Origin of the sequence: Parasphingorhabdus sp. (assembly GCF_036963705.1) — a bacterium.
Taxonomy (GTDB): domain Bacteria; phylum Pseudomonadota; class Alphaproteobacteria; order Sphingomonadales; family Sphingomonadaceae; genus Parasphingorhabdus.
Map to the genome: position 1 here is coordinate 1 of NZ_JBALUT010000106.1, position 6,244 is coordinate 6,244.

The 6,244-nt window shown below is 56.1% G+C and carries 4 protein-coding genes; all 4 read left to right on the top strand.

Going from position 1 to position 6,244, the window contains the following annotated elements; translation table 11 throughout:
- Positions 1-1,131, top strand: a 1,131-nt coding sequence (locus V7680_RS14655) for a GMC family oxidoreductase (RefSeq protein ID WP_335654007.1), incomplete at its 5' end; no start/stop codon positions are given.
- Between the two features lie 95 nt (positions 1,132-1,226).
- A complete protein-coding gene (locus V7680_RS14660; RefSeq protein ID WP_100092262.1) occupies positions 1,227-1,901 on the top strand; it encodes an OmpW/AlkL family protein in 675 nt (224 codons plus the stop codon).
- A gap of 92 nt (positions 1,902-1,993) precedes the next feature.
- A complete protein-coding gene (locus tag V7680_RS14665) occupies positions 1,994-4,645 on the top strand; it encodes a helix-turn-helix transcriptional regulator (RefSeq protein WP_335654008.1) in 2,652 nt (883 codons plus the stop codon).
- Positions 4,646-4,663: 18 nt separating this feature from the next.
- Positions 4,664-5,854 carry an NAD(P)/FAD-dependent oxidoreductase gene (locus V7680_RS14670; RefSeq protein ID WP_335654009.1) on the top strand — a complete coding sequence of 397 codons (1,191 nt, stop codon included), beginning with the start codon at positions 4,664-4,666 and terminating at the stop codon, positions 5,852-5,854.
- Positions 5,855-6,244: the final 390 nt, after the last annotated feature.

The following is a 6,244-nucleotide window of genomic DNA, read 5'->3' on the forward strand; positions in this document are numbered from 1 at the left end:
CTCCAGTTCCCGGTCAATCCGGATTTCAACGCGGACAGCCAAGAGGGCATCGGATATTACCAAGTGACACAGCGCGACGGTCGGCGATGGAGTTCAGCGCAGGCCTTTTTGCGTCAGGTCGAGGGGCGGGCGAACCTGCACATCATTACCGATGCGCGCGCCGAGCGCGTGTTGATGAATGGCAAATCGACCGTAGGTGTCGCTTTCCGACAAGGGCGCGAATCAAAGAAGTTGAAGCTCAAACCGGGCGGTGAAGTCCTATTGTCTGGTGGCACGGTGAATTCTCCACAATTGCTGATGCTGTCGGGGATCGGGGATCGTGCGGTGCTGCGCCATAATGGCATTCCGATCGTACACGATTTACCCGAGGTCGGTCAGAACATGGCCGATCACCTCGACGTCACCATCATGAACGCAGCAAATTCGCGCAAGCCGATCGGGGTGGCAGCCAGCTTCATACCAAGAGCCCTCGGCGGTCTGTGGTCGTATATTTTTTCACGGCGGGGCTTTCTTACCAGCAACGTTGCGGAAGCAGGTGGTTTTGTCCAGTCTTCGCCCGACCGAGACCGGCCCAATGTTCAGTTCCACTTTCTGCCTACTTATCTCAAAGATCACGGGCGAAAACTTGCCTTCGGATATGGTTACACGCTTCATATCTGCGATCTGCTGCCGAAAAGCCGCGGTTACATTTCCTTGAAATCATCTGATCCAATGGCCGACCCGCTGATCCAGCCTGGATACCTAGCCGATCCTGATGATCTCAAGACAATAATCGCGGCATTCAAGATCGGTCGGCGCATTCTGGATGCGCCGGCGATGGCCGCTCATAGTGCTGCTGAGGTGCATCCCGGGCCGTCGGTCCAGACAGACGATGAAATTGCCGCGTTTATCCGCGACACTGCCGAAACAATTTACCATCCCACGGGCACCTGCCGAATGGGTGCGGATGCAGAGTCCGTAGTCGACGCCTCGCTTCGTGTCCGGGGTATCTCAGGCCTCCGGGTCGTGGACGCCTCGATCATGCCCAGCCTCGTGGCCGGTAATACCAATGCGCCGACCATGATGATTGCAGAGAACGCCGCCGACATGATTTTGGGCAAGGTCGGTACGTTGGACGCAAATGCTGCCTGAGGCCGCTCGGTCTCAAGAAAACTCCGGCGGTGCCCGGAGAAATTAGTGAAGCTGGGCCTGGCCCGGACAAGATAACTGTATCTGGGAGAGAAGAAATGAATCCATTCAATGTAAAATTCCCGACATCCTGTTGTGTTCTGGGTCTGGCTCTCATGTGGGGGAGTGCGGCTTCAGCCCAAGATGGCGGCATGTATAAACGCGGGGATTTCGTAGTCGCTGTTTCCGCGTCAGAGGTTTTGACCAGTGAGCAGTTGGACGAGGTTTCGGTTGGCGGGGGTGACCTGCCGGGAGCAGGCGTCACCATCAATAATGACGAAACGGTCACTTTCGACCTATCCTATTTTCTGTCTGACCGGATTGCGGTGAATCTGTTCGGCGGTATCCCTGCTAGCGCGAGGCTGCAAGGAACCGGCTCTATCGGAGGTCTTGCGCTCGGCTCGACTGATTATGGACCTGCGGTGTTGTCGCTTCAATATCATCAGCCGATCGGGAGTAACGTCTCTCTTTATGCAGGGGGAGGCGTAGCGCGCCTGCTATTCCTAAACGAGAAAGACGGCGCAATTGCCGAATTCGATGTGCGCGACACTTGGGCTCCCGCGCTGCAGGTCGGAACGCGTGTAGCTCTGAATTCGAGCCTATTGCTCAACCTCGATACCCGCTATATTCCTTTCAATGGAAATATCAGCGGTAATCTTGGCCCCGCGCGAGTCAAGGCCAAGGTCGGCGTGGACCCAATTGTCGTCAATATTGGCCTTGCCTATCGCTTCTGACGACACTCCTGATCCGCATTCCCGGTACGGCAAATTCAATTGCCGGGACAGATAAGCAGCGGTCGGTGCCGCCGAAGTTAAGAGGAATCATTATGATGACAGCGGGTGGGGTCGACGGGAAAACGCCGCTCGGGCAAGAAGGGCTCGACCCCACCTTGCAGTTATACAACAGACGCATGGCCCAGCGCAGGCACGTTTTTGCTCAGTCTGCCATCCGGCGCGAGCGCCTCTCGCATGAGGCCCATCAAGGTGCGAAGGCGCTCGTCTACTGCGCACCCAGCGGCTTTGGGAAATCGACGCAGTTGGCGATCATGGCAGAAGATGCAGGTTCCGGGAACGCAGCTTACCTTAGCCTCGCTGAGTTCGAAACTGCGGAGGGCAGCGATGGTTCGTGTGTAGAACGTGTGATGCAGGCCATCCTCGATCAGTTGTCGGGACCGGATGCGCCGCAAACAAAGGGCGTGCACGAGGGAGAGGCTGTACTGTTCGCCCGGCTTTGGAAAACCGAGCAGCCAATCTTGTTGTGTTTCGACGAATTTATACCGGCTTTTGCTGACTTGGCGGAGCGGATTATCTGCGAGACGCCTTCCAGCGTCAAACTTGCCTTCGCCCCCATTGGCGTGGAGTTTTTGTCACGGCTCGCTCTTTTGCCCGGGGTCGTAAGAATGCGGTCGGAAAGCTTAGCATTCAACGAAGCCGAGATAGATGAACTTGCCCTTCTATCGGGGGCGCCATGGTCCACTGAACGCGCTTTGGAACTGACTGGCGGCTGGCCCGCATTGCTGCGTTTCGCTGTCGACCGAGCCGAGCCATTATCTTCGCCCATACAGTGGCCAGAAGTGCAGAACTTCTTGCATAACGACGTGTTTGCCAAATTGACCGTCGAAGAACGGGAAGTTCTGCGTAACGCCTCAATCTTGCAAACGGTTACACCGGAAAGCTATCGCTATGTTTTTAAAGCGAATTCGGACCTAGAACATTGGCTCAAGCGCCTGAGCGCTGTCCATGGTGTGCTGGTTGCAGGGCTGGCGAATGATGGGGAGAAGTTAGTAATGCTCCCGGTGCTCCGCGATTTTCTGCGCGAGGAGTTGCGCGTACTCATGCCAGACCGAATTTCCTATTTGTTGAAGCGCATCGCCTACTGGCATTGGCGACAAGGCGAATACCGCGAGACGATAACTGCTGCTTTGGATGCCCACGACCATCGCTGGGCGCACCGGGTAAGCGCAGGCGTGCTTATCGATATTGCATTACGACAGGGAGAAATTGCGGGTCTACGAGAATGGTTCGCTTCGGTTCCTCGTGACCAGTTGAATCGCCTGCCAGCCTTGGCATTCGGCTATGCCTGGACGATGTATTTCAGCCAGCAGGCGCAGGTGGCAGACGAAGTGCTCGAAGGCATGGCCGCAACTGAATACGCCGGCCAGAACCTCTACGGCCAACCCAGGGGTTGGCCCGAACTCGTATTCGCTATTGGCAAGGCGACACATGATGAATTGGATGAAAGCACCAGACTATGCCACCAATGGATCGATAGTTTTGGAGAGGATAACGAGGTTGGCGCAGGCGCGGCTTATACCTGCTTAGCATTTATCGCTGCGAGCGAGCGGCAATTCGAAGATCTGTCGAAGCTTTCTCGGAAGGCTTTCTCAATCAATCGATACGCGCGTCAGCGTTACGCTTCGGGCTGGCTCTCGGTCGCTCACGTGCTCGCGGCGATGCGGAGCGGCAAGATGCTACGGGCTCGTAAACTCGTAAAACAATCGCGCGAGAGCTCTGATATCGCTGTTGAACGTTCGCCCTTCGCCTCAAATCTCCTGCAGGCGTTCGAATATCAACTTTGCGAAGAGATCAAAGAAGGTGTCATGCCAGAGGGGCTCGAACACGACGCCATTAATTTCGCAATGGAATATGGGGTGGTGGATGTGCTCGCCGGAGTGACCCAGGCTGCGGCAAGGCGGATGGCGTTGAAGGGACTAACAACTGAGGCATTTGCCCTGATGGAAAAGGTCCGCGCCACGGCTCACCGCCGCCAATTGCCCCGCTTACGTTATCTGGCGGAAATCAATCTCGCCGAATTTCACTTGCTGGAGGACGGAGCGGACGCAGACGTTAATCTGCCCAAGCCCAACGCTGCGATCCTTTCGGCCAACCAGCTCCAGGCGTTGGATGCGCGCCTCGCCCGTGTGCGAGCGCTCATCGAGATCGGCAAGTCGCGTTTCGGGCTTGCTGAACAGCACGCCCGTCTCGCGTTGCGCGAGGCGGGCACAATGGGCGACTTGCGTGCGGCGGCCGCCGCCCAATATTGTCTCGCTACGGCGCTTGTCCTGCTGGGTTCGACTAGGGACGCGGAACGTGCTTTTCGCGAAGCGGAAGAACTCGTAGCACTGAATGGCTGCCGCACGACACGTGAGTGGATGATGGCACTGCTCCTTCGCATCGTGCCAGAAACGATACAGTTCTTCGATACAATCGGGCGTAAGGGCGAAGCGCTTCATTCGATGGAGCCGAGCGTCGGCTCCTCAGATAAGGGCCTCGTGCCGGTTCTGGCAGGGCGGCTTACCCGCAAGCAATATCTTGTCCTCCAATATATTGCCCGGGGCATGACGAACAAGGAAATCGCAGCACAACTCTCGATCAGCGAAAGCGGCGCGAAATGGCATGTCAAGCGGCTGTTCGAACGCTTCGGTGTCTCTAAGCGGAGTCAGTTGGTCGCGACCGCGCAGGCAAAAAACTTACTATAGGTACAAGGAAAATACTTCATGCAATCAATTAAGAGAATTGTAATCATTGGGAGCGGGACTGCTGGGATCAATCTAGCGCTAAATCTGCGCCAGAACGGTTTCGCAGGGAATGTCACGGTATTTGGTACCGAGCATCACGATCCCTATCAACGTCCGCCGCTTTCGAAGAACTGGTTGCTATCCGATAACGATCCCAGCCCCATTCCGTTGCGTCCAGCGAGCGCTCTTGAGGAAAATGAAATCGTGCTCAGGCTGGGCCAGGAGGTTGCCCTGATCGACCGCAAACGTGCTGTGATTGTGACCGAAACTGGCGAGGAAATTCCTTATGATAGGTTAGTATTCGCCACGGGTGCCGCGCCGCGTCGGCTCGACGTGCCGGGGGCGGATCTGAAAGGTGTTTTCTATTTGCGCAGCCTGGATGATGCTGCGGCGCTGCGGCGCGCGATGCGCGATAATTTGTCGGCCGAAGCGGTCGTTGTAGGCGCTGGGGTGATTGGCCTTGAAGTCGCCTCGGCATTTACCACCCTTAATAGACCCGTGACGGTGGTCGAGGCGGGTGCACGCGTCCTCGCTCGGGTCGCATCGGTTTCGGTCGCGGCGCAAGTGACGCAGCGACTGGAAAAGGCGGGCATACACTTCCTGTTTGAAAAGGCGGTCGCCCGGATCGAAGGCGAGTCCGGTTCGGTAAAAGCCTTGGAGCTAGCCGATGGAACTCGATTGCCCGCCCAGCTGGTTATCATTGGAATTGGAGCGATGCCACAGGAAAGCCTTGCACTCAAGGCTGGACTTACTTGCGATGACGGTATACTGGTGGATGAGGAAATGCGCACGTCGGATGAGCGCATTTATGCAATTGGTGATTGCGCGCGGGGGCCGAATGAATTCGCGCGAGGCAAAGTCCGGATCGAGACGATCCATAACGCTATGCATCAGGCGAAATTGGCGGCCGCCAGCCTGTGTGATAAACCCGCTCCCGCTCCGGCCGTGCCGCGTTTTTGGTCCGACCTTGCTGGCATGAAGCTTCAGGGTCTCGGCATTCGCTCCGATTCGGAAGTGATCGAGGAGCAACATGGGGAGAGCGAGGATGCCGGCGAATATCATCATTTCGAGAACGGCCAACTCGTCGCGACCGAAACAATCAATCTCCCAATGCGGCAGAACGAGTTCGCCTCGCTTATCGTATCCCGAGCTCGTACTGACACCGAATAGTCTGTGAGTTGTTCCCCGTCAGCACTTATGTCACCAAATTGATGTTGTGATTTAAGGAGTGTTTTGGTTTCATCGTAGTGACGAAGGAACGAAGCTCACGGCAAATCAAACTTCATTTCGAACGATGTTGGATGATCATCTGAAAGAACGAGCAACAAAAATGTTGGGGCAAGATAAAATGTCGAAAGAGGCCATATCGGAAGCATTGGGCTATACCGACCGGACCAGTTTTAGCCGTGCGTGCAGACGGTGGTTCGACATTTGAGGGCCACCTCGAAAACCAGGCCCTTCCCTTGGGGATTAAAATCCGGTTCAAGGATGCTGAGGCAGCGAGGGAACTTGGATCATGGGCCAGCTGGGATTTTTTGATTTGCAGCAGCGGCATTAAGG